The organism is Vibrio sp. V38_P2S17PM301 (assembly GCF_009904845.1).
Classification (GTDB): Bacteria; Pseudomonadota; Gammaproteobacteria; order Enterobacterales; family Vibrionaceae; genus Vibrio; species Vibrio proteolyticus.
Genome location: NZ_WXWO01000033.1, coordinates 1 through 22,220 on the forward strand (window position 1 = coordinate 1; position 22,220 = coordinate 22,220).

Annotated in this window: 21 protein-coding genes and 2 pseudogenes; 9 read left to right on the plus strand and 14 right to left on the minus strand. The window is 50.5% G+C overall.

Annotated elements, in window-relative coordinates:
* Positions 1 to 164 (minus strand): divalent metal cation transporter (locus CAG64_RS07605; protein ID WP_202602285.1); only part of this gene is annotated, 164 nt, incomplete at its 3' end.
* Positions 165 to 458: 294 nt separating this feature from the next.
* Here CAG64_RS07605 and CAG64_RS07610 point away from each other — a divergent pair.
* A complete protein-coding gene (locus CAG64_RS07610; RefSeq protein WP_021703394.1) occupies positions 459 to 1,727 on the plus strand; it encodes an O-acetylhomoserine aminocarboxypropyltransferase/cysteine synthase family protein in 1,269 nt (422 codons plus the stop codon).
* Positions 1,728 to 1,764: 37 nt separating this feature from the next.
* On the opposite strand, the pseudogene CAG64_RS24080 reads toward CAG64_RS07610, so the two are convergent.
* The 9 genes and pseudogenes from CAG64_RS24080 to CAG64_RS07650 all read right to left on the minus strand — a co-directional run.
* Positions 1,765 to 2,613: pseudogene (locus tag CAG64_RS24080) on the minus strand (GNAT family N-acetyltransferase); the annotation flags it as partial.
* A 108-nt stretch (positions 2,614 to 2,721) separates the two neighbouring features.
* Positions 2,722 to 3,516 (minus strand): annotated as a pseudogene (locus CAG64_RS24085) (lysophospholipid acyltransferase family protein); the annotation flags it as partial.
* A 1-nt stretch (position 3,517) separates the two neighbouring features.
* Entirely contained in the window at positions 3,518 to 3,970 is a 453-nt protein-coding gene (locus CAG64_RS07620; protein ID WP_161453938.1) for a hypothetical protein, read from the minus strand.
* Positions 3,971 to 3,979: 9 nt separating this feature from the next.
* Positions 3,980 to 4,417, minus strand: coding sequence for a YHS domain-containing (seleno)protein (locus tag CAG64_RS07625; RefSeq protein WP_161453939.1), 438 nt, complete (start codon positions 4,415 to 4,417; stop codon positions 3,980 to 3,982).
* 15 nt (positions 4,418 to 4,432) lie between these two features.
* A complete protein-coding gene (locus CAG64_RS07630; protein WP_161453940.1) occupies positions 4,433 to 5,182 on the minus strand; it encodes an NRDE family protein in 750 nt (249 codons plus the stop codon).
* Positions 5,183 to 5,184: 2 nt separating this feature from the next.
* Entirely contained in the window at positions 5,185 to 5,742 is a 558-nt protein-coding gene (locus tag CAG64_RS07635) for a hypothetical protein (protein ID WP_161453941.1), read from the minus strand.
* Between the two features lie 16 nt (positions 5,743 to 5,758).
* On the minus strand, positions 5,759 to 6,889 hold the full coding sequence (locus tag CAG64_RS07640; protein WP_161457977.1) for a D-alanine--D-alanine ligase: 1,131 nt from the start codon (positions 6,887 to 6,889) through the stop codon (positions 5,759 to 5,761).
* Positions 6,889 to 7,434 (minus strand): DedA family protein, encoded by a 546-nt coding sequence (locus tag CAG64_RS07645; protein ID WP_161457981.1) that lies wholly within the window; start codon positions 7,432 to 7,434, stop codon positions 6,889 to 6,891. The genes CAG64_RS07640 and CAG64_RS07645 overlap by 1 nt, the downstream gene beginning before the upstream one ends.
* A 297-nt stretch (positions 7,435 to 7,731) precedes the next feature.
* Complete coding sequence (locus tag CAG64_RS07650; protein ID WP_040902177.1) at positions 7,732 to 8,616, minus strand: DMT family transporter; 885 nt, start codon at positions 8,614 to 8,616, stop codon at positions 7,732 to 7,734.
* 318 nt (positions 8,617 to 8,934) lie between these two features.
* On the opposite strand from CAG64_RS07650, the gene CAG64_RS07655 reads away from it, so the two are divergent.
* From CAG64_RS07655 to CAG64_RS07690, 8 genes are all read left to right on the plus strand, one after another.
* Entirely contained in the window at positions 8,935 to 10,227 is a 1,293-nt protein-coding gene (locus tag CAG64_RS07655; protein WP_161457976.1) for an extracellular solute-binding protein, read from the plus strand.
* Between the two features lie 83 nt (positions 10,228 to 10,310).
* Positions 10,311 to 11,192, plus strand: a complete 882-nt coding sequence (locus CAG64_RS07660; RefSeq protein ID WP_161457975.1) for an ABC transporter permease subunit — start codon at positions 10,311 to 10,313, stop codon at positions 11,190 to 11,192.
* A 9-nt stretch (positions 11,193 to 11,201) separates the two neighbouring features.
* A complete protein-coding gene (gene ugpE, locus CAG64_RS07665; protein ID WP_161457974.1) occupies positions 11,202 to 12,044 on the plus strand; it encodes a sn-glycerol-3-phosphate ABC transporter permease UgpE in 843 nt (280 codons plus the stop codon).
* A gap of 64 nt (positions 12,045 to 12,108) precedes the next feature.
* Positions 12,109 to 13,191: a sn-glycerol-3-phosphate ABC transporter ATP-binding protein UgpC gene (gene ugpC, locus CAG64_RS07670; protein ID WP_161457980.1), complete on the plus strand. Its 1,083-nt coding sequence runs from the start codon at positions 12,109 to 12,111 to the stop codon at positions 13,189 to 13,191.
* A 10-nt stretch (positions 13,192 to 13,201) separates the two neighbouring features.
* Positions 13,202 to 13,975 carry a DeoR/GlpR family DNA-binding transcription regulator gene (locus CAG64_RS07675; protein ID WP_021703407.1) on the plus strand — a complete coding sequence of 258 codons (774 nt, stop codon included), beginning with the start codon at positions 13,202 to 13,204 and terminating at the stop codon, positions 13,973 to 13,975.
* A gap of 2 nt (positions 13,976 to 13,977) precedes the next feature.
* Positions 13,978 to 14,706 carry a glycerophosphoryl diester phosphodiesterase gene (locus CAG64_RS07680; protein WP_021703408.1) on the plus strand — a complete coding sequence of 243 codons (729 nt, stop codon included), beginning with the start codon at positions 13,978 to 13,980 and terminating at the stop codon, positions 14,704 to 14,706.
* A complete protein-coding gene (locus tag CAG64_RS07685) occupies positions 14,703 to 15,536 on the plus strand; it encodes a CPBP family intramembrane glutamic endopeptidase (RefSeq protein WP_161457973.1) in 834 nt (277 codons plus the stop codon). Before CAG64_RS07680 ends, CAG64_RS07685 begins: the two co-directional genes overlap by 4 nt.
* A gap of 166 nt (positions 15,537 to 15,702) precedes the next feature.
* On the plus strand, positions 15,703 to 17,217 hold the full coding sequence (locus tag CAG64_RS07690; protein ID WP_161457972.1) for a M28 family metallopeptidase: 1,515 nt from the start codon (positions 15,703 to 15,705) through the stop codon (positions 17,215 to 17,217).
* A gap of 46 nt (positions 17,218 to 17,263) precedes the next feature.
* Here CAG64_RS07690 and CAG64_RS07695 read toward each other — a convergent pair whose 3' ends face one another.
* The 4 genes from CAG64_RS07695 to CAG64_RS07710 all read right to left on the minus strand — a co-directional run bounded on the left by CAG64_RS07695 (position 17,264) and on the right by CAG64_RS07710 (position 22,205).
* Complete coding sequence (locus CAG64_RS07695; protein ID WP_161457971.1) at positions 17,264 to 18,976, minus strand: ABC-F family ATP-binding cassette domain-containing protein; 1,713 nt, start codon at positions 18,974 to 18,976, stop codon at positions 17,264 to 17,266.
* A gap of 422 nt (positions 18,977 to 19,398) precedes the next feature.
* Complete coding sequence (gene maiA, locus CAG64_RS07700) at positions 19,399 to 20,046, minus strand: maleylacetoacetate isomerase (RefSeq protein WP_161457970.1); 648 nt, start codon at positions 20,044 to 20,046, stop codon at positions 19,399 to 19,401.
* The gene (locus tag CAG64_RS07705; protein ID WP_161457969.1) at positions 20,046 to 21,056 is read right to left on the minus strand and encodes a fumarylacetoacetate hydrolase family protein; all 1,011 of its coding nucleotides are present in this window, start codon (positions 21,054 to 21,056) and stop codon (positions 20,046 to 20,048) included. Before CAG64_RS07705 ends, maiA begins: the two co-directional genes overlap by 1 nt.
* A 9-nt stretch (positions 21,057 to 21,065) precedes the next feature.
* Positions 21,066 to 22,205 carry a homogentisate 1,2-dioxygenase gene (locus CAG64_RS07710; RefSeq protein WP_021703414.1) on the minus strand — a complete coding sequence of 380 codons (1,140 nt, stop codon included), beginning with the start codon at positions 22,203 to 22,205 and terminating at the stop codon, positions 21,066 to 21,068.
* Positions 22,206 to 22,220 lie beyond the last annotated feature (15 nt).

Below are 22,220 nucleotides of genomic sequence, written 5' to 3' on the forward strand. Positions count from 1 at the left end.
GCCATAAGGTTGGCCCACAGCACAACCCACAGCAATTGATAACCAAATGCTGCGCCAGACTCAATGTTGGTCGCAAAGTTGCCCGGGTCGATATAACCGATTGCAGCGATAAACGCCGGCCCCAACAACATAAGTTTACGTTTGAGCTTCAAAGACCAATGCATGTTTGCCGAAGGCGGACGGATTGTGATGGTCGAGGTATTCATAAGACTTTCTCCTCAAGGGTATGAGAAAAGATTACGACCAACGCAAATGAGAATCAATATCAAATGAAATTCAAAAACGAAACATTAGATTCCAACTATCAATAATAAAAAACCAATCGTAAATACCTATATAGATTTTCCCATATGCTCGACACATATTCCGGCCAGGATCTCAGTTTTTTTCTCATGTAGATGAAGGGCAAGACAATGACGATTAAGGTATTACTGACGAATATGCATCAAGGACGAGTTATGAAAGACGAAACGCTCTCTATTCATTTTGGTTATGAAACCGATCCAACAACAAAGTCAGTCGCCACACCGATTTATCAGACGGTCGCTTACGAGTTTGACAACGCACAACACGGTGCGGATCTCTTCAATCTGGAGGTACCAGGCAACATTTATACTCGCATCATGAACCCCACTAATGACGTACTGGAAAAACGCATGGCGGCATTAGAGGGAGGAGTTGCAGCTCTGGCAGTGAGCGCCGGAAGCGCTGCGATTAACTATGCGATTCTGACGCTGGCTGAGGCGGGCGATAATATTGTCTCCACCCCTCAGCTGTATGGCGGCACCTATACACTATTTGCTCATATGCTGCCCAAACAAGGCATAGAGGTGCGCTTTGCAAAAGATGATCACCCGGAAAGCCTGGCAGAGCTGATTGACGACAACACCAAAGCGATCTATTGCGAAAGCATTGGCAACCCGGCGGGTAATATTGTGGATTTATCGGGGATCGTCGAAAAAGCTCATGCTCTTGGCGTACCTGTGATCGTAGACAACACGGTGGCCACGCCGGCGCTCTGCAAACCGATCGAATTTGGTGCCGACATTGTAGTCCACTCACTGACCAAATACGTCGGCGGACACGGCACAAGCTTAGGTGGCATTATTGTCGACTCCGGTCAGTTCCCATGGGCAGACCATCAGGAACGCTTTCCAGTCTTCAGCCGTCCAGAACCTTCCTACCATGGCGTTGTTTACACTGAAGCGTTTGGCCCTGCCGCTTTCATTGGTCGCGCCCGAACCGTGCCATTGCGCAACACCGGTTCGACGCTGTCTCCCATGAACGCCTTTATGCTGCTGCAAGGGCTGGAAACTCTGCCACTACGAATGGAACGCCACACTGACAATGCCCTCAAAGTTGCCCAGTATTTGCAACAGCATCCACAGGTCAGTTGGGTCAGTTATGCGGGGTTATCAGACTCGGTCTACTATCCTCTGGCCGAGAAATATATGAAGGGCAAACCATCGGCCATACTGTCATTTGGCCTCAAAGGAGGCTATGACGCCGGTGTACGCTTTTACGATGCATTGCAGATTTTTAAGCGACTGGTGAATATTGGCGATGCCAAGTCTCTCGCTTGTCACCCTGCGTCGACCACGCATCGTCAGTTGAGTGCTGAAGAGCAAAAACAGGCTGGAGTGTCACCAGAGATGATTCGTCTTTCGGTCGGGATTGAGCATATTGACGATATTCTTGCCGATCTGGAACAGGCACTTAACGCCTGACGAAAAAGGGGGCAGCCTCAAGCTGTCCCCCTTTAGTTTACAGTGCGGTTTCTTCCGTCAGATATTGCTCCGCCTGCTCTCGCCCCATGTATTTTCCGAGCGTTTTGAGCGGTACGTTTTTCAAATTGACCACAATCAAACCATCCAGAGCATTATTGAACGTCGGATCGACGTTAAAACACACCAGTTTCCCGTTCATCCCCAGATACTGACGCAACAACACCGGCAGCCCTTTTCCCTGCTCCATACGTGCCAACACTTTAGACAACAACGACACATTGGCTAACGCAGACAACATACCCGTTTGCCAAAATACCGGTTCCTTATCACTCAGGGGCACACTCGGCTGAACCAGACTGGCCTTATCCTGATCATAATGATGAATGGACAACGTTGCCGCCATTAACTGACGCGCCTGATGACTGTAGTCGTTGCTGATGCTAACCGGGCCAAACAAATGGGTGTATTGCGGATGACGATAAACAAACGTGGCAATTCCTTTCCACAGCAACAGCAAGGAGTTGAGGTTGCGCTGATATTTCTTTGAAACGACCGAACGACCGACTTCGAGGCTTTGATCGAGCGAATCAATGAACGCCTGGTCATAACGGAACAGGCTACGTGAATACAACGCCTCAATGCCGGCTTGATCAAGCAATTGATCTACCCGTCCCAAACGGTAAGCCCCCACCAGCTCCTGATGGTCTCGGTTCCAGACAAACAGTTGAAGATAATGTAAATCGTACTCGTCCAGATCGCATGCCAAACCACTGCCTTCACCCACGGAACGGAAACTGACTTCGCGGACCCGACCAATTTCACGCATCATGTTGGGAATCTGCTGAGAGTGTGTGCAATACACATCAAACTCCCCTTGACTGAGCAGTAGCGCATCTGGTGGTAACTGCGCCAGATCCGCTTCCAGCAATGTTACATCGACTTGGGTCATGACCGGCGTCTCATACGCGCCAGTATAGTCTTTCATTTGCTCAGTCTGTCGTCCCATCAAATAGGTGTTGAGACGAAAGTAACTGACCAGATCCGCATCGTTTTCAAATCCTTTCACTTCTGAATACGCAATTGGGCTGCCAATAGAGATATTAATAGTTGAGGCTTTTTTATTCAGCAACTCACGGCCTAGCATGGCAGTACGAAGCAAAGGATGAACGCGGCCAGCGCGGTAGAACCAACGACTGTTGCTACCATCGATAAAAACCGGCACCGTTACTGCCTGACTACGACGAACAAATTTCGCCACGGACTGACTCCATTCAATGTCCGATAACCCCGTTTCGCCCTGATGATAAGTCGATACTTCCCCGGCAGGAAAGACGACCAACACTCCCCCCAGGGCCAGATGCCGGTGTGCTTCACGAATCGCATTCGCATTGGTTCGCGCCGCGTCTTTTCTGACAAAAACATCGATACCAATAAACAAATCTTCAATTTCTGGCAGGCGTTTGAGTAACTGATTGGCCAGAACTTTCACATCATTGCGTACCGATCCAATAAGATCCGCCAGAATCACTCCTTCGATAGCCCCCAGCGGGTGGTTTGCCACAATCACCACCGGCCCATGCTTCGGGATATCGGACGTGGTGCCCTGCGCTAGTTGGTAATCGATATTCAGAACGTCGAGCGTGTAACGCATGAATTCAAAACTGGTCTCTGTTTTCGGACGCTGCTGATAATATTTATCCAGCTTAGCCAGCCCCGTCGCCCATTCGAGCATCGACTCTCCGACACCAAAGGGCGTATAACGTGGCAAACGAAACGGACTGTGTATCATCTCAGGCCTCCTTGTGAGTCAGTTTATACAAAAACCCTTTGTCTGAACGCCAGTCTCTGAGCGCCAAAAAAGCTGCACATAGCCAAACCAGGCAAGCCATGCCAAATAATAAGCCGCCGTCATCGCCCACCACCTTACCGGTGTCATCAAACGCAGGCATGATGACACCAAGTGGCGTGAACAGATGAAAGAAAATAGCGCCAGACATGATTCCGACCGCCATCAGAGCGCCCAGCCCATGGAAACGGGTGAACAGCAAAATCGAAGCAATCAACTCAGCGATGCCAATCAAGTAGCCACCGTAAGTCCCGAACCAAGCCAAACCAGACCATTCCGCCAGCGTGCCGAAAATATGATCGGTTTCATAGGAACCGGTAAACTTGAAAAACAGCGATTGAATGAAGACAAACGCAATAAACAGCGCTGGTAGATGCTTACTTAGTTGAAAACTCATGACCATTCCCTATTTGATCAATGCTGGCCAGTTTTTATCTGCCTGCTTGATGTGTTGTTGACGTTTTTCATCCCAACGCTGCTTGATCGCTTTATCGTAATTGAGGTAGAGCTTGTCATCCACAATCGCCCAATACTTCGGGTCTCCAGGGGCAAAATCGTTCTTTGCCGATACCGCCCAGGCGCAATAGCCACCATATTGAGGTGCGTATTTTTCCGGGGCAGCCTGAAAGCGTTTAAGGTTCTGTTCCGAGGCGAAATACCAGTCTGCACCTTTATACTCCACCGAGAATTCTGACTTACCTTTCACGGGTTTATTGTCGGTAAAATAGGCTACGGTGTCATAACCGTCCAATGCTTTGTTACTGAAAAAACCGGTATAAATGGGATCTTCAGCCCAAACGCTGCTGCTCACTAGCAGCAGTGCCATCATGATAAACTTCTTCATAACTGACTTCCTTTGTTAAGAGACCAGCGATGCCCGCCCGACAATGCGATACCGGTGTTGCATAAGCGCATGTCGGGTCAAGTGCAGACACGGACATCCGGCAACATAGGCCATTGACGTATCGTCGCTGGTGACTGCGAGGTGGGTAAAACTGACCGTGTGCGCGTCTTTTCGGTGCATACAGGTCGACATGTGTAAATATTCTGGATGATGCTGGGTGTGGAACTTCAGCAGTTGTTCTTCGCTCATCTCTTCCGATGTCAGATGCTGATAGATGCTTAGCCGGTAATCGCGAACCGCAACCAGATCAACACCAGATGAAAACAGTGGTGAGTCCGTCGCTTGAATCCGGCTTTGAGTACCGTCCCATTCCAACGCCATCACAGCTCGCAGTTCAGGCGTGAGTTCGGGGTCGAACACCAGCAGAGAAAATGGTGCAAACTGGCGAAGTTCCAGTTGTTTGAACGCGTGAATAACGCCATGCACGCTGTAATTCGACGCCAGCTGACGCAATAACAGGCCGCGACTGACGAGCTCGCCATCAGGGACAATGCCTTGGTAATTATTCAACAAACAGAGAGATAAGCCGTATTCGTTGAGACTGATCCAGCTTCCCATTCCCTGGGGATCAATGGGCATCAATACTTCCACCCCATCAATGTTAAGCTGTTGTGGTGGCAACGCCAGTGCGCGCGACTTTTGTTCATCACGATTAAAGAACACCTGATAACCGTTACGATCCACTAACCAAGATACAGAACACATCGTCATTGCCCCCGATAAAATGACGCCGTAGCCGGCGCGAGACCAAATGTCTCGTAAGCCTTGATGCCCAGCAAACTAGCCACTACCTTCGCCATGGCAAAATGGTGGCTGGCATGTAGCGCTGCAAACGTCAGTTCACGCTCAAACGTTGACACTGAAGCGATGCTTTCACTCGCACTAAGCGACACCTCAGAGATCACGGTGACAGGTGCGTGCAACGCTTTCGGCGAGCAGTGCAAGACCCAATCGATCAGATGTTCGATCTCTTTCATCGCGGCCTGACGTGACGTTTCGACGTGGTGCCCTCGCCGGCGCTGATTGTAATCCACCACCCCTTCTTGTGTGTGTTGCAAAGCATGGAAGATATCCAGCCAGTGGCGGTAGTGCTGACCAATTGAGCTGCAAAGGTGGGGCTGAGCCACATGAGTGTAGTCATTGTCCTCCAGGTGATGAAGAAATGCATACCCTTGCTCCAGTGTTTCAACACAGCCTCGTACCGATGCAGGCTGAAGATTGGTTACGCTGGCGTTAGATGAATTCGTCTTAGAGAGTGCAAGCATTGTTGTCGCCTTTTAGTCAGTCGGTTGCCGGATATTGCTGAGTGAGTTGTTTTTCTTCCCGCCAGGCATGAAAGAGCTCTTTTAATGCTGGCGTTTGATGCCCGCGCTGCTTTTGCTGCGCACCGATATCAAACAGCATCCGGTACTGAGCCAGCAAAGTGGAAAAAATTTCGCGTAGCGGTGTATTGCGGTCCCAGATGTGGGCGGCTTCACTGCTGGCGCCATTAATTTCGAGAATCATAAAGCGCTCGCCTCGCATAAACTGATGAATATCCTCAAATTTGATATCAAGACGACCAAAGTGGAAACTGTCAAAATCATCAAAGATCTTATCCAGTTGACGAGTCAGTTCTTCTGTAATGAATTGATTGCCATTACGAAAGATCGAACCACGACTGTGGCTGCCGGCAAAGGCTAACTGGAACTCTTCCCCTTTCTTGGGGACCCAATCAAGTTTGTCCGGATAACGAGGGAAATACAGATGCGTCAGTTGACCCGCTCTCGGACAGCGCTCAATTAGGCGCTTCAAGGTGTGTTTACCATCACCGATCACCGAAGGCGCGTATTTCAGCGTCATGGAGAATATCCGTCCGCGCTGTTGCCCGGGATAGCGGACATAAAACACCCCGGCTTCAGCCTGATATGGCGCTTTTTGTTGGATAAGATAACGGGCATGATCAGGAAAGCTCTCGATATAGTGTCTGAGTTGCATGTCATCTTGTACCAACTTAACCCCAACACCTCGACAGCCCAAGTCGGGCTTCGCCACAACAGGGAATGCCAACTGCGCACTTTGCATTGCGTGAAGCGCAGCTTGCAGCTGGTCATCAATGGACCGCGTATCTTTCGTCAGTGTGACAAACGGAGCGATCCAGCGTTTGGCATGCGAACCGGCCAGATTGAGGATATCGTGTTTCGACTCCCCAACCATGCCGCTGAGACGAATCGTCGGATTGGCAATCAGCGGCAATGTCCAGTCTAAATAGCGGACGCCCTGCAACAGGCTCTGCATCACGACCGGTGTGTAGAAAAACCAGCTGGGCAGGAACTCATACGGTGACACCGTACGACCCGTATCCAACTCCAGTATCGGCATACCCGCGTTTATCCGGTTCGGTTCAATACATGGAATGTCAGGCATTAACATCAGGAAATCCCTCTTGTTAGTGTTTTATTCAGGAAACGGTTGACGAACACCAACCCAGAAAACGCCAGCGGAATCAATAACCATTGATAAGCGCTAGTTTGCTGCCAGACCGAAACACCCAGCCAGTACACCACCGAAAACACCAGCAGTGTCCATACTGCCGTCGCAAGCAATACCGCGGACAAAAACAGCCCCGCGGGTATGGCAAAGAAGCCGCTGAGCGTATAGCCCACAGTTCGTAAACCCGGAACAAAACGAATCACGAACAGGTTGCTAAACGCATGACGACTCAGCCGTCCTTTGAGGTGACGAAAATGGCGATTGGTTACCGCGCGATAACGTAGACTCCGAACGCGCCGCGACCATTTCCCCAGGTAATACAAGCCAAGATCGCCGCTGGCAATACCGACAAAAATAGCCAATAGCGCCACCGGATACGACGTCAGTTGTTGAGAGGCCAGTCCGGCTGCCGTGACGATTGCCAGGTCTTCAAGCAAATACGACAACGCAACAATACCGACAAATAGCATCAGCGTGGAATGCATTCCTGTGGTCAAAAATGACTGCAACTGTTCTGTCACGTGAAGTCCTTATCTGTTGGTATCTCTGGGGTAATCAAACTAAGCACAGGCAAACTGGTTCATTGACCTGCCTTTTACAAGACCGAGCAATCACAAAGAAAATTGCATAAGTATGAATTTTTTAGCGTGTTACTTAATGAAAGGATAAAAATGGCGGGTTAGCGAATAAACTGGCGGTACTCAACCTGTGCCAGGTAAGTTTTGGGCGGTTGGTTACAAAAAAGCCCGCGAGAATCGCGGGCTGGCAAAAAATCAGAGCGTTCAGGAAGCTTGCCCACGCAAGCGCATTAAGCGTCCGTCAGTGCGATAGAGAATCAGTGACAGGAGAATCAATGAACACCCGACGATTTTGTTCATCGACAAAATTTCACCATACCAGAGGATACTGAGAATCACTGTCCAGACTGGCTCTAAGATCATAATTAACGCGGCGTTGGATGGCTGGCTGTGTTTTTGCCCTAATGTTTGCATCACGTAGCGTAAGCTGGTCGCCAGCAACGTACTGAGCGCGAACCATCCCCAAATGGACGGAGCAACAGACGTCGGAATTTCCTCAGTCAGTGACGAAACCATCAATGCAAGGCAACCGGTCACAAACAACTGAATGCAGGTTAGCAGTAACACAGGTAAACGCTGTGAGTATTTACTGTTCACGTTGAAGTGCAGCGCAAGCATCGTGGCACAACCGACAAACCAGATTTGACTTGCCGACTGTTGCCAGCCGCCCGCCAACGAGAGCGATGCCAGCCCCGCCACAGCAACGGGCATTGAAAACCAGAATGCGCGTTTAGGCCGCTCGCGAAAGAGTATCCAGGCCACAATCGGAACGATGAGCATCGACAAACTGACGATAAAGGCCCCTTCACCCAAGGTTTCGCTGATTGAGATTGCATGAATCCAGCACAACAAAGATCCACTCAACAAACACCCAACCATGGCCGCTGACGCAATATCTTTCAGTTTGGCACGGCGCAAAGCGGTGAGACACAGTGGCAACAGGCACAAGGACGCAATAGTAAACCGCAGCCCGATAAAGCCGAAAGGAGGAAGCCCCTGGATAGTTTCTTTCGAAAAAATCCAGCCAAATGCAGCCAACAAGGTGGTCGCCACCAGAATCAGGGCAGCTTTACGTTCAGAATTCAAGATAGACACTCTTCTAGGCGCGCGTTCGCTGTCATCAGCGAGCCAGCGCAGCGGTGGTTATGGTTGCTCAATCATGCCAGCTAAGTGCTTCACTTGCGATAAAAATTAACCGAAAGTCATGCGGATTACAGCTTCGTTTGCCAGTCACTTATTGCGTCGATTATCGCCAAGCAATCGCCAGAGTGTGAACCAACTCATCCGATCCATAAATCTTTCATGATTTTGCCATTTTTTAAACACGGAACTGAAACATTGCATCACCAAGATAGCCAGCAAACGAAACAAAAGAACTCTCGTTCGAAACTAAAAAAGGGAACAACAATGAATAAGCTATGGTTAGCAGGACTGGCAGCAGCCAGCATCTCTGGTTCAGCACTGGCAACGACGGAAATCACCTGGTGGCATGCCATGGGCGGCCAGTTGGGAGAAACGGTGAACAAAATCGCTTCCGATTTCAATGCTGCGCAAACAGAGTACAAACTGACACCAGTGTACAAAGGCAGCTACACAGAAACGCTGACGGCTGGTATTGCTGCGTTTCGCGCAGGTGAAGCTCCTAACATTCTTCAGGTATTTGATGCCGGTGCCGCAACCATTATGAGCGCTAAGGATGTCGCCAAACCCGTGCAGGACATCATGGTAGAGTCTGGCTATTCATTTAACGCGCAGGATTACTTGTCTGGCGTGCGAAACTTCTACGCAGACAACCACGGCAAAATGATCGGCATGCCATTTAACAGCTCAACGCCGGTGCTCTACTACAACAAAGATCTGCTCAAAGAAGTGGGTGCAGAACCACCGAAGACGTATGAAGAAATGGAAACGGTGATGAAGAAGCTGGCCGACAAAGGGCATGCTGGGTTTTCGCAATCTCTGACGCCTTGGATCATGTTTGAAAACTTCAAATCCCGCCACAACCTACAGCTGTCGGACAACAACAACGGTTACGACGGACTGTCGAGCAAAATCATGTTCAACACCAAAGACATGATGATGCATGTCCAAAAACTAAAAGCATGGTCTGACGAAGGTTACTACAAGTATTACGGCAGCGACTGGGACGCAAACCAAACACCATTCGAACGTCAGGAAGTCGCGATGTGGATGGGCTCATCCGGTTCATTTGGCGGGCTGAGAAATCGGGTTAAGTTTGATTTAGGAACGACCTACCTCCCTTACTGGGAATCAATCACCAAAAAACCAACGCATACCTTTATTGGCGGCGCCGCCCTGTTCGCACTCAACGGCCATGACAGCAATCAGGATAAAGGCGTAGCAGCGTTCTTCGCTTATCTGACCAAACCTGAAACTCAGAAGTACTGGCACGAAACCACTGGCTATGTTCCGGTGACTGAGGCCGCCTACGAGCTCACTAAAGCATCAGGTTACTATCAAGAGCAACCAGATGCCGAAGTCGGTGTTAAGCAGCTGAGCCTGACCGACGGCAAGTGGACAAAAGGCTACCGTTTGGGTTACTACCCACAAATCCGCGAGGTGATGCACCGTGAATTCGACAATATCTTTGCTGGCCGTGAAAGCGTTGAGCAAGGTTTGAATAAAGTGGAAAACGAGAGCACTAAGTTGCTGAAGCGTTTTGCCCGCACGGTGAACTAACCACCACCGGCCTCTGCTCCCATCAGTAGAGGCCGTTTCTTTGTCTGTCACAGGCTTGTCTTTGATTTAACCTGGAATGAGTTGTGGAACGTCGTCAACAATTTCGTCACACCCCGCTGCCTTACCTGCTGCTGGCACCTCAGATTATTATCATCGCGGTGTTTTTCTTCTATCCGGCCGCTAAGGCGATTTATCTCTCTTTTATGCTGGAAGATCCATGGGGCATGTCATCGGTTTTTGTCTGGTTTGAAAACTATCAGATGCTGTTTGATTCCTCGGAGTACTTAGATTCCATCGGCTTTACGCTGCTATTCGCCGTTGTGGTTTCATTTCTTTCACTGGCGATTGCTCTGCTGCTTGCGGTCAAAGCCGATAATGTGCTGCATGGCCAAGGCCCGTATAAAATCACCCTCACCTGGGTGTACGCGGTTGCGCCTGCAGTGGCTGGCATCATCGGGGGCTTTTTGTTTAATCCGCACATCGGCGTGCTTAGCCACCTATTCAGTCAGTTGGGCTGGAATTTCAGCTTTCAGACCGACCCATTTTATGCCAGCGTAGCCCTGATTCTGGTTTCGGTATGGAAGCAGGTCTCCGTCAACTTTATCTATTTTCTGGCGGGTTTGCAGTCCATCTCTTATGCCGTAAAAGAAGCGGCCACACTGGACTGTGTCAGTGATTCAAAACGTTTCTGGACCATCACTTTCCCTCTGCTGGCTCCAACGGGCTTTTTCTTGCTGGTTATCAACCTGACGTACGCCTTTTTCGAAACCTTTGGCGTTATCGACACCATGACCTCTGGCGGCCCGGGAGGAACCACCACATCACTGGTATACAAAGTCTATCGTGATGGATTTGTGGGCGCCGATCTCGGTGGAAGCTCGGCTCAATCAGTCGTGCTGCTTCTGTTGGTACTGATCCTGACGTTCATTCAATTCCGCTTTGTCGAAAAGCGGGTGCATTACTGAGGAAAGAGCATGAAATCCAACAAACTTTCCGATCATCTGATCTTAATTCTCGGGGCTCTGTTTATGCTGGCACCGATCTGGCTGATATTTGCCAGCTCCACGCACGATCCTAATACGATCGTCAGTGACGGTCTACAGTGGCGGCTTGGCGATCATTTGGTGTCCATCTATCAGGAAGCTTGGGATAAAAGTCTCGGCTTCGCGGGCAACGTGACCGCGAAAACGATGATCATCAACTCTATGGTCATGGGACTGGGTTTTGCGATTGGCAAAATCATCATTTCCATGATGGCTGCATTCGCATTGGTTTATTTTCGCCTGCCTTATGCCGCCCTGTGGTTCTGGTTGATTTTTGTCACCCTATTACTGCCGCTGGAAGTTCGGATCATTCCGTCTTACGAAGTGGTATCCAGCCTCGGCATGCTTAACAGCTATACCGGATTGATTCTCCCCCTGATTGCCTCTGCCACCGCGACTTTTTTCTTTCGTCAGTTCTTTAAAACCATCCCTGATGAACTGCTGGAGGCGGCTCAACTGGATAATGCCGGACCCGTACGCTTTTTCATTGATATTCTGTTTCCACTTTCCAAAACCATGATGGCGGCGATATTCATCATTATGTTCGTCGTCGGCTGGAACCAGTATTTGTGGCCAATCATGATGACCACCGATGAGAGCTATAACACCATCGTGATGGGCATCAAACAGATACTCAACAACATCAATGAAACCAGCCTGCCCCGCTATGATTATGCCTTTGCCATGGTCATTCTGGCGATGCTGCCTCCGGTGGTGATCGTGATTGTATTCCAGCGCTGGTTTGTGAAAGGACTCGTCGAAAGTGAAAAGTAACGCCCTCATCAGCACACACAATGTACATAACATCGTAACCACCGCTCAGGATAGCCGTATGAATATGTTAGAACTTAAGAACCTGATCAAAACTTACGAAAATGGCCATCAAGCGGTCAAAGGCATCAACCTGGCCATCCGACAAGGTGAATTTATCGTTTTGGTCGGTCCATCTGGGTGTGGAAAATCCTCCGTACTGCGCTCTATTGCCGGGTTGGAAGCCATCAGTGACGGTGAGATCCACCTTGGAGGCCGCCGGGTAGACAGCGAAAAGCCAGCCCTGCGTGACATCGCCATGGTTTTTCAGAATTACGCGCTCTACCCACATATGAGTGTTTACGACAACCTGGCGTACGGACTTAAAAACCGTGGTGTGGATAAAACCACTATCGCCAGCAAAATTGCCTCCGTCTCGAAGACACTCAAAATTGAAGACTATCTGGACAGGAAACCGGCCAAGTTATCCGGAGGTCAGCGTCAGCGCGTCGCCATGGGACGGGCAATCGTTCGCGACCCTCAGTTATTCCTGTTTGATGAACCGTTGTCGAATCTGGATGCCTCACTTCGCGCCCACATGCGACTGGAAATTAAAAAGCTGCAACGTGAGCTCGGCGTAACCAGCATCTACGTAACCCACGATCAGGTGGAAGCCATGACACTGGCCGACCGTATCGTTGTACTCAATCAAGGTGATATTGAACAGATTGGCACTCCGGCAGAAGTCTACCACCAACCCGCCAGCACGTTCGTCGCCAGTTTCATCGGCAGCCCGGCGATGAATTTCCTCCCCGCAACGCTGGATAAGGGCTATCTGACGTTTGGCGAGCAGCGCATCTATCTGCCCGATTATGCTGACGTTGCTCACTGTAACGTAACACTCGGCATTCGTCCGGAGCATGCGGAACTGTCGCCATCAGAACACACCATGTCTCTGACACTGGATATCAGCGTTGTTGAGCCGCTTGGGCCTAACCAGTTGGTGCACGGACAGGTACAACAGGCACCTTTCATCGCCGTCACACCCGAAGTGGCCTTTGATACGGCTCAGCCATTAACGCTTCACATCGCACCTTGCAACCTGCACCTGTTCGATGACAACGGCAAGCGTATGTGCCCTTTCGCGCTGACTCAACAAACCGTAGCTTAGAAGGATTACCGTGAGTTTATCTTCCAGACAAAAAGAGATACTCAGCTATCTTCAGCAAGCGCACGGCGTGCTATCGAGTTCACTGCTCTCAGAAAAGTTCGCCGTGTCAGTACAAACCATACGTAAAGATATGAACGATCTGAGCGACAAAGGTATGGTACGTCGCGTACACGGCGGGATTACCTTACCGAGTGACAATGACAACCTGTCGTTTACCAATCGCGACATGCTCAACCTGTCCGCCAAACAAACCATTGCACAGTGTGTGGCCGATGAGTTGCCCGAAGGTAGCAGTATTTTTCTTGGTATCGGCACCACCCCAAAGCATGTTGCGCATGCGCTGCTCGATCATCCTGGCCTGACGGTTGTCACTAACAACATCAACGCCGCCTTAACGCTCAGTCGCAACCCGAATGTGGCTGTGCATCTGGCCGGAGGCGCCGTCCGTTCATCGGATGAAGATACGGTTGGCGAATCCGCCACCCACTTTTACCGCCAGTTCAATATCCGCATTGGTATCTTCGGTGTGGGTGGTTTAGGTGATGGTGGCCAGTTACTGGATTTCACGCCGGAGGAAGCGAGCCTGACCCGCGCCATCATTGAACAAAGTGAACAGTGTTGGTTAGTTGCAGACAAAACCAAGTTAGGGCGTTATGCTCCGGTGGTCAGCGGTAAGCTGTTTGAAATACAAAGAATGTTTGTCGACGAAGACACCATCGACATCGCGCGCCTGTGCCAGTTGAATCAGGTCGAGTTGGTGGTTGCCCAGTCTCGTGAGGAATAATTATGTCGCCAATAATTGTCGGTCACCGTGGTGTGGCCGGTCACTATCCGGAAAATACCCGCGTCAGCGTTCAGGCCGCCATCGATATGGGGTTGAAATGGGTCGAAATCGATGTTCAGCCAACCAGAGACAACGTCCTGATCGTCTGTCATGACCACACTATTGACCGTTGCAGTAACGGCAAAGGACGTGTTGATCAGTACACGCTGGCCGAGTTACAGCAGTTTGACTTTGGTCAATGGTTTTCAGCCCAATTTGCCGGCGAACCCGTCATGACACTGGCTGAACTGCTTCAACTTGCAGCGGAGCACGGACTGGGGCTCAACATTGAAGTCAAAGTGGATCGTCACGATGTAGCCAGCGTCGCTGCCCAATTGAAAGAGCAGTTGGACCAAGGCCCTCTCCCGCAATCGCAGATCCTGTTGTCCAGTTTCAGTCACGGAATTATTCGTGAGTTGCATCAGCATTGTCCAGGCTACCGTTTAGGCGTGCTGAGCGAACGGCTTTCAAAAAAAGACTGGGACGTTCTGCGCGAAGTCAACGCCTTCAGTTGTAACCTGAACTACACCTGGACCTCGGAAAAACACATCGATGAGCTGCACCAGCATGGCTATCAGGTGTGGTGTTACACCGTCAATCGGGCAGAGAAATTTAAACATCTGGATAAGGTGGATGCTATCTTCACCGATTACCCGGAACGTTTGTTAACCCTCGGTTGTGCATCATCATGATAATAGAGCCTTCCATTTGGATTTGGGTACCACTAGCGCTGGCAACACTGGCTGGGCTGCTTGGCCAGCCCAAAACCAGTTACGGTTTGTTGGCCGCTGCGATTTTTGGTGCGTTGCTGGAAGAGCGTCTGTCTCTTCAGGCGTTAGCTACTGTACTGATCGGTTTGGGTGTGGCCTTTTTTGCACCTCGCCAGGACAGTGTCTGGAAAAAAGCCATTGCATATGGGTTCGTGCTGATCTGGTCGCTGGCCATGTTTGCGCACTTACTGCCTGGCTTTGCCAACCTGAAAGTACTGCACAGTGTCGTTAGCGGCCCCCAGAGTGTGCCGTTCAACATGCATCTCAACCTCGACAAACCCTTGGTGTTTTTCGCCTTGCTATTGGCTTATCCGGTGTTGCTCGGTCAAGCTAAGACCGTCAACCTGAAAGTCTTATTGGCCTCTTCAGCACTGTTGATCGTCCTACTCCCGATTGCCACTGGCACCGGGGCAATTCGACCTGAGCTGACACTGCCTGACTGGTGGTGGCTATTTGCCCTGAACAATCTTCTCTTCACCTGTGTTGCCGAAGAGGCGTTATTTCGTGGTTTCATCCAACAATCTCTCACACGACGCTTTGGGTGGGTCGCAGGGCTGGTCGTCGCCAGTTTGTTATTTGGCCTGGCTCATTTCGCTGGCGGCATCACGCTAGTTCTGTTCGCTACGCTGGCCGGGTTAGGATATGGCCTGATGTTCCACTTTACCGGACGATTATCGGTCGCTGTGACCGCACACTTCTTGTTTAACTTTGCCCATCTGATTTTCTTTACCTACCCCGTCGCCATTAGGTAAATTCCCCCAAACAAAACACCGGATCAACGTATCCGGTGTTTACATTCATGTTATTAATATATCTGTGACAACTGCGTGTTACAGATTGATTAAAAACGAATAATTCTCGTTTTTTGCATTTTTATCCTAAGGTTTGGTGATTTTATAAAACTCCAGGGAGGAGATAATGAAATATACCAAAACGTTACTGGCTATGGTTCTTTCCGCCACTTTTTGTCAGGCTTACGCCGAAGACAAAGTGTGGATCTCAATTGGTGCGGACGCCAATCAAACGGTGATGAAGTCCGGGGCAGAATCCATTCTTCCGAATTCCGTCGCCAGCAGTGGTCAGGTGTGGGTTGGACAAGTCGATGTCGCTCAGCTCGCTGAGCTTTCGCATAATATGCACGAAGAGCATAATCGCTGTGGTGGGTACATGGTACACCCTTCAGCGCAAAGTGCGATGGCGGCAAGTGCAATGCCCACTACGCTAGCCAGCTTCGTGATGCCACCGATTACACAGCAGGCGACCGTCACGGCGTGGCTGCCTCAGGTTGACGCGTCACAGATCACCGGGACCATCAGTTCGCTGGAGAGCTTCACCAACCGTTTTTACACCACCACTTCTGGAGCTCAGGCCTCGGACTGGATAGCCAGCGAATGGCAGGCTCTGTCAGCCTCTCTGCCCAATGCCAGCGTCAAGCAAGTGTCTCACTCAGGCTACAACCAAAAGTCGGTCGTTATGACCATTACAGGCTCAGAAGCGCCTGACGAGTGGATTGTGATTGGTGGTCACCTTGATTCGACCATTGGTTCACACACCAACGAACAAAGTGTTGCACCGGGTGCGGATGATGATGCTTCGGGTATCGCAGCCGTCACTGAAGTGATCCGTGTGCTGTCAGAGAACAACTTCCAACCAAAACGTAGCATTGCCTTCATGGCTTATGCCGCTGAGGAAGTCGGCTTGCGTGGTTCACAAGATCTGGCGAATCAGTATAAATCCGAAGGTAAAAACGTGGTTTCCGCCCTGCAACTGGACATGACCAACTACAAAGGTTCTGCCCAAGATGTCGTGTTTATCACCGATTACACTGACAGCAACTTCACTCAATATCTGACGCAGCTAATGGACGAGTATTTGCCGAGTCTGACTTACGGTTTCGATACTTGCGGGTACGCCTGTTCTGATCACGCATCATGGCACAACGCCGGCTACCCCGCCGCCATGCCGTTTGAGTCGAAGTTCAACGATTACAATCCGCGTATTCACACCACTCAAGATACGTTGGCGAACTCCGATCCAACCGGCTCTCATGCCAAGAAGTTCACTCAGTTAGGCCTTGCTTATGCGATTGAAATGGGCAGCGCAACCGGTGACACGCCAACACCAGGCAATCAGCTGGAAGATGGCGTGCCTGTCACCGATTTGTCTGGTAGCCGAGGCAGCAACGTATGGTATACGTTTGAACTGGAAACCCAGAAAAACCTGCAAATCACCACCTCTGGTGGCTATGGTGATCTGGACTTGTATGTGAAGTTTGGCAGTAAAGCCAGCAAACAGAACTGGGATTGCCGCCCATATCTCAGTGGGAACAACGAAGTCTGTACGTTCAACAATGCTTCACCGGGCACCTACTCCGTCATGCTGACAGGGTACTCCAACTACAGCGGAGCCAACCTGAAAGCCAGCACTTTCTGACATACGTCACTAAAAAAGCCCTGAGCATAATACTCAGGGCTTTTGATTATAGACGTGCAGTAATCACGTCAATCTCCTGCTGCCATTTGGCCTGCAGCGCTGGCTTCTGATGTTTGGGCTTGCGCCGTTTATCGTCTTCCAGCAACTGTTCCAGTTCCAACAAACGTTCTAATAACGCATCATCGTCCTGTTGTGGCTCCACCGGAGAGTGACAAGCAGCTAAACGATCGAAGTCACTTTGCCGTCCAACGTGACCATCCGCATGCAATTGCTGATAGACCTCTTCCACGCTCAGGTACTCCGTTAACTCGCCATGTTGGATCAGCCAGAACCGATTACAGCTTTGCTCTATCAGCTGTCGGTCGTGACTCACGATCAGTGCTCCCCCCGGATACGTTTTCAAGGTCTCAAATAACTCTTCTTTTCCTTCCAAATCCAGGTGGTTGGTTGGCTCGTCGAGAAACAGCATGTGGTAGCGCGCCAGCGTCAAACCAATAAACAACAACCTGGCACGCTCACCACCACTTAATGACGAGACGCTTTGCTGATGACGCTGATACTCAAACCCGGCGCTAATCAACGCCTGTTTGCGCATATCATCGCTCAATGGTGCAAAGTCGCTCAGCGCTTCATTCAGCCCTGCCTCATCTTGTAGCTGTTGCAACGACTGATCGTAGTACCCCAATTTACATTGAGGATGGAGTTTGACACCGACAGTCTCGCGCTGTTGATAGTAGCTGTAGAGTTGCTTAAGCAATGACGATTTCCCCGTCCCATTGCTGCCCATGATCGCCACCCGGTCGCCGCTTTTTACCTGCTTGTTGACGACATCAAACAGATGGACGGCTGACTGTGGAGGCCTAACACTCAATTGTTCGATATCGATTAAGCGATTGGCCGGCAGCGCATCGCCCTGCAAACTGAGAGTCCATGGAGCCCCGTCTGTCAGGCGGGTTTGTTGCTCGACCAGACGCTCTTTTCTGGCCTGCATGGTTTTGGCTTTACGGGCTAGATCTTCGTTGTCGTAAACCTTACCCCAGGTTGCTAGGCGTTTCGCACTCTGCTCCAGACGATCAATCTCTTTTTGCTCACTGGCATGACGCTGCAAATCTGCTTCGTCCCGCTCGATCAGAGCGCCCCGTGCCAGAGAACAAGGCATCGAAAAGTGATGCAAGGTGCGATCTCGCATGATCCAAGTAGCATTGGTTACCCGGTCAAGCAATGCCTGATCATGTGAAACCACCACAAAGGAGCCTTTCCAGTGATTCAGAAAGTTCTCCAGCCACAACAGTGCTGGTAAGTCTAAATGGTTGCTCGGCTCATCCAGTAACAGCAGATCCGGTTGATTGATGATCGCCCGGGCCAGCAGCAGGCGCATGTGTTGTCCACCACTCAGGCTGCCAACGGTCAGGTGCCAGTCTGAATCTGAAAAGCCCAGCTCAGACAATAACTGTTCAGCTCGCCAGATTTCACCTTGGCTGACTTTCTCCTCTAATGCCTGGATGAGGGTCGCCTGCGCCAGACGTTGAGGCAGGTGTTGTTCGACATAAGCCAGTATGCAACGGTTAGCGATGATGACTTGCCCGTTGTAGTCCTGTTCAACACCACTGATTTGTTTAAGCAACGTGCTTTTGCCACAACCATTGTGGCCAATCAGACCGATGCGGTCGCCTTGATTGATGGTAAAACTGACCTCTTCAAACAGAGGAGAAGAAGCAAAAGAAACGCTTAGTGATTGTGCAGATAGATAAGTACTCATAAAAACTCAAGAATTTTGGGCGCAAAGCGCCTTTGTCAGTTGCTGACAATAATTCTCCGAGCTCGAGTGAAGAGAACTCTTTTTGATTGCTGCCTTGCGGCAGTCATAGATTCTAAATTTCGCTCAAGTCGGGATTATCGCAGCGCGAAGTCACAAACTCTTGAGCGAACCTCTATAGCAAAGAAGCGTGCGTTGAACAAACGACACTGATGCATAGGGGACCTCCTTTTCAACGTTGAGGGAAACAGCACGTTTCCGGTGATTCGGTAACATAATCATAAACACAGGCGCCATACTCAGGCAAATACTGTGTCGAATAACAACGCGTAACTGCCTGTCTGATCTCAGTTTCTTTGCCTCAAAGTCAAAAAAGCCCGTTAGCAGACACCTAACGGGCAAAGGTTGAGAGAAATTCTGTCAGATTACTGCGCGTCCGGCTGATTCTCCGGCGCGGCTTCAACGAACGCCGGTAGCTGGTTTAAACGCTCCACAATGGCACCTAACAGCGGAAAGTCTGTCATATCGATACCAAAGCGAATCGCGTTGTAAACCTGCGGGACCAGGCAAACATCGACCAGTGAAACGGTATCACCGACGCAGTATTGCCCTGCCCGACCTTCCAACTTGTGCTCCAGAGCCCGAAAGCCGGTTTCGATCCAATGACGAATCCAAACTGACTTCTGTTTCTCTTCAACGGACAGTTCGTTAGTCAAGTATTGCAGCACTCTCAGATTGTTCAGAGGGTGGATATCGATGGCAATGTCCTGAGCCAACGCCTTGGCTGCAAAACGTGCCTCACCGAACAGTGGTGTGATTGGGCAATCGGGATAACGTTCATCGAGATAATCAATAATTGCTAACGACTGGTTAAGCACCATCTCACCATCCACCAGAACCGGAACCAGTTGACTTGGATTCAGCGCTTGATACTCGGCGCTGTGTTGCTCACCACCGTTGTTCACCAAATGAACCGACTTTTGCTGATAGGCCAGTCCTTTCAGATTCAGAGCAATGCGAACCCGATAGGCTGCAGAAGAGCGCCAATAACCATAGAGAGTGCGTTCGGACATCAGTACTTCACCACTTTTTGGTTTATGGCACCAAAGATACTGTGCCCATCCTGATCCCGCATTTCGATACGGATGGTGTCACCAAATTTCATGAAGCTGGTTGATGCCTGGCCATCACGAATGGTTTCAATCATGCGCACTTCTGCTATACAGGAGTACCCGACCCCACCTTCAGAAATTGCTGTACCGTAGTCTGTCCCTTGTTTGTTCGACACAGTACCAGACCCAATGATTGCCCCGGCAGACAGCGGACGCGTTTTCGCCGCATGCGCCACCAGTTCAGGGAATTCAAAAGTCATATCAACCCCTGCATTCGGACAACCAAATGCTTCTCCATTGTAGAAAGACAACAATGGCAAGCTGACTTTACCACCATCCCATGCATCACCCAGTTCATCGGGTGTCACGGCAACCGGTGAAAACACCGAAGAAGGCTTGGACTGGAAGAAACCGAACCCTTTTGCCAGCTCGGCAGGAATCAGTCCGCGTAATGACACGTCATTGACCAGCATCAACAAGCGGATCGACTGCGCCGCCTCCTGTCTGCTGGCGCCCATCGGTACATCCCCGGTCACAACCGCCACTTCGCCTTCGAAATCGATGCCCCACTCTTCGCTACCCAGTGGTATGTCATCACAAGGACCGATAAACGCATCGGAGCCTCCCTGATACATCAGTGGGTCAGTCCAGAAACTCGGTGGCATTTCCGCGCCACGGGCTTTGCGCACTAACTCAACATGGTTGACATAGGCGGAACCATCCGCCCACTGATAAGCGCGGGGCAACGGCGATTCACACACCGACGGGTCAAATGGCATCTCATTCACCAGTTCACCGGCATTCAGCGCCTGATAGACTTCCTGTAGCTGGGACTCAACACGCGGCCAGTAATCCAGCGCCTGCTGCAGATTCTCCGCCACATCCGGTACCGGAACACATTTGCTCAGATCGCGGCTTACCACCACGAGCAAGCCGTCGCGAGATTTGTTTTTCAGGGTTGCTAACTTCATTTCTTATCCCTATTTTTCTGGATGCTCTTTCCAGCTGTAGACGTATTCTTTGTTTTCAACCTGTTGCGCTTGCGGGCTGAAGTTCAATGCGTGACGGGTATCGATCATGACCGCCACTTCATCGGTAAATTTCTTCTTGTATTCGCGTCCGGCTTTAAATGCTTTCGGGTGCGGGCCGTGCGTAAACCCGGCCGGATGAAATGTCACCATGCCAGCTTCAATGTTGTCGCGGCTGAAGAAATCTCCCGCGTGGTAGAACAGTACTTCGTCGTAGTCGTCGTTGTTGTGATAAAACGGGACTTTTAACGCGCCCGGATCGCTCTCAATCGGACGAGGCACAAACGTACATACCACAAATCCCTGCCCCACAAAGGTGGTGTGCGCCGAGGGTGGCAAATGATAACGATGTGACATCAATGGGCGAATGTCTCGCCAGTTGAGTTTGACCACCGCCAAATCGCCGTGCCAACCAACTGCGTCCAATGGATTAAACGGGTACGTCACCACGCTGACCTGACCGTGACGTTTGAGGTGAACCTGAGTCTGATCCTCGGAGTATTGCGCACGAAATGATTCGTTGATCGACGGTACTTGAAGCACCGCAGGGTCAAACACCGCGTGGTTGCCGACCAACCCTTTTTCAGGCAGAGAATAGGCCGCATCGGTATTTTCAATCATCAACACGAACATCGGCGCTTTGGGTTCAAGCCGCCAGTTGGTCGAGCGTGGGATCATCACATAATCCCCTTCACCAACTTCCAGATGACCATAATCACAATACAGATCGGCTTGGCCCTGATGGATAAACAGCAGTTCATCCCCGTCGGCGTTACGGACCAGAAAATCCATTTTTTCGTCCAGTCGCCAAATGCGCACCTTACAATCGGCATTGTGCAGCAAATCCGGCACTGCCCATGGAGAGTGCTGGGCGGCAGTTTCAACCAGATTAAAATTGAAAGCACGCGGTCGTAGCTCGCCTTCCCATTCGCTCCAACCCGTGGGGGCGTGCTGATGGTGGAAATGGGCCGCTGGGCCGAAGAATCCACTTCGGCCCGCTTCCCGTTCATAAATCGCCTCTTCCGGAAAATCTGCGTGTGCCTGACGAGAACACACTCCCTCCCGGTGAGGGAATGTGATCCATTTATGCATCGCTCAGCACTCCAC